The sequence below is a fragment of the Paractinoplanes toevensis genome (genome assembly GCF_018332695.1).
Lineage (GTDB): Bacteria > Actinomycetota > Actinomycetes > Mycobacteriales > Micromonosporaceae > Actinoplanes > Actinoplanes toevensis.
The window spans coordinates 1-2,347 of sequence record NZ_BOQN01000225.1 but is presented as its reverse complement, the minus strand read 5'-3'; the positions used below and the strand labels follow the sequence as shown (position 1 = coordinate 2,347).

2 protein-coding genes are annotated in these 2,347 nt (G+C 68.9%); both read left to right on the top strand.

The window, feature by feature from the left end:
* Positions 1-2 precede the first annotated feature (2 nt).
* Positions 3-1,364 carry a sugar transferase gene (locus tag Ato02nite_RS50800; RefSeq protein ID WP_246608264.1) on the top strand — a complete coding sequence of 454 codons (1,362 nt, stop codon included), beginning with the start codon at positions 3-5 and terminating at the stop codon, positions 1,362-1,364.
* Between the two features lie 20 nt (positions 1,365-1,384).
* Positions 1,385-2,260 carry a 3'(2'),5'-bisphosphate nucleotidase CysQ gene (locus tag Ato02nite_RS50795; protein ID WP_213013944.1) on the top strand — a complete coding sequence of 292 codons (876 nt, stop codon included), beginning with the start codon at positions 1,385-1,387 and terminating at the stop codon, positions 2,258-2,260.
* Positions 2,261-2,347 lie beyond the last annotated feature (87 nt).

Genomic DNA, 2,347 nt, shown 5'->3' with positions numbered 1-2,347 from the left:
TGGTGCTGGCCGACCTGCTGGCGGGCAGTGCGGCGGGTGCGGTGACGTTCGGGTTGCGCTTCGGCGACGAGGTCACCGCGTACAACCGCGGCTACATGATCATCTCGGCGATGCTGCCGGTGTTGCTGCTGGCGGTGCTCGCGGTCTCCCGGGCGTACGAGCGGCGCTTCCTGTTCGTCGGGACGGACGAGTATCAGCGCGTGTTCCGGGGCGGGGTAGGCCTGATCGCGGGCGCGGCCCTGGTGTCGTACGCCCTCGATCTAGATCTTGCGCGAGGCTATGTCCTCGCTGCCCTGCCCACCGCGATCTGCACCTCCGTGGTGTTGCGTTTCGCCCTGCGCAAGCGATTGCACCTGGCCCGTGCCCGCGGGGAGAGCCTGCGCCGGGTGCTGCTGACCGGGCACGAGCTGTCGGTGATCGGGATGGCCCGGCAGCTGCGCCGGGAGCGCTATCACGGCCTGGAGGTGGTGGGCGCCTGCCTGCCGGCCGGGCATGACGGCGAGGGCATGAACGGACTGACCGTGTACGGCACGTTCGACGACGTGGCGAGCGCGGTGGAGCGGGCCGACGCGGACACCGTGGTGGTGCTCAGCTGCCCGGAGTTGGACGGCGAGACGCTGCGCCGGCTGGCCTGGCGGCTCGAGCGCGACGAGGTCGACCTGGTGGTGGCGAGCGCGCTGGTGGATGTGGCCGGTGCCCGCACCACGATCCGGCCGTTCGACGGGCTGCCCATGCTGCACGTCGAACACCCGCGGCTGCACGGCGGATCGCGGCTGGTCAAGGACGTGTTCGACCGGCTCGGTGCGCTGCTGTTGCTGACCGCGTTCGGCCCACTGCTGCTGGCCGTCGCACTGTGTGTGCGGGTGACCTCGCGCGGGCCGGTACTCTTTCGTCAGGTACGGGTGGGCCGGGACGGCCGCGCGTTCCGCATTTTCAAGTTCCGGAGTATGTACGTGGACGCCGAGGCGCGGCTTGCCGAGCTGCGGCATCTCAACGAGCACGACGGTGTGCTCTTCAAAATCCGCGATGATCCGCGGGTCACCCGGGTGGGCCGCTGGTTGCGCCGGTTCTCGCTGGACGAGCTGCCGCAGTTGCTGAACGTGCTGCTCGGCCAGATGTCGCTGGTTGGGCCGCGGCCGCCGTTGCCGTCGGAGGTGGCTGTCTACGCCGACGACGTGCGGCGTCGCCTGGCCGTCAAACCCGGCATGACGGGCCTTTGGCAGGTTTCCGGACGATCGGACCTGCCGTGGGAGGAAGCCGTCCGCTTGGACCTGCGCTATGTGGAGAACTGGTCGCTCAGCTTGGACTTGGTGATCCTTTTGCGGACGATGACCGCCGTGGTGCGCTCGTCGGGGGCGTACTGACCGTGAGGGAGCCCGAGGCAATGACAGAGACGTCGGAGCGCATCACCAGCCAGCGGGAAGGCGAGCACGGCGGGACCCCGCCGGTCATCGACTCAGCCTTCGCTCGCTGGCTCGCGGACCGCGCCGGTCAGGTGCTGCTGAAGGTCCGCGACGAGATGGGGTACGCGGACGGCAAGGCGCTCAAGACCGCCGGTGATCGGGCCGCGCACGATCTGCTGCGAGCCGAGCTGGCGCGCTGGCGTCCGGCCGACGCGGTGCTCTCCGAGGAGGACGACCACTCCCGGATCGCCTGGCAGGAGGGCGAGCCCGCGAGCGTTCGCCCGGAGCGCCTCGGCGCGAACCGGGTGTGGATCATCGACCCGCTCGACGGCACCCGCGAGTTCTCCGAGGAGGGCCGCGCCGACTGGGCCGTGCACGTCGCTCTCTGGAGTTCCGACTCGGCCAATCCGAGTCATCTGGCGGCCGGCGCGGTCGCGATGCCGGCTCAACATCGCACCATCGCCACCGACCACGCTCCGGCATATCCACCGATGCCGATCGATAGCGGCGTCGGCGGATCGATCAGGATCGCTGCCTCGCGGACCCGTCCGCCGGCCTTCGTGACGGCTCTCGCGGAAGAAATCGGGGCCGAGCTGGTGCCCATGGGATCGGCCGGTGTGAAGATCGCGGCGGTGATAAACGGCGAGGCAGATGCCTATATCCATGCCGGCGGCCAGTACGAGTGGGACTCCGCCGCGCCGGTCGCTGTGGCTTTGGCCACCGGCCTGCACGCTAGCCGAATCGACGGTTCTGCGCTGAAATACAACGAGGCCGATCCTAAGCTGCCGGACCTGGTGGTCTGCCGCAAGGATCTCGCGCCCCGGTTGCTTGCAGCGTTGCAGCGTCACCTTCCGTAACAACGACCAAAAGTAACCCCCCGGAAAGGTCGGGCAACACCGATGAGTCAGCCGAAGCCATACCGTGTCTCGCATCTGGATGCTCTT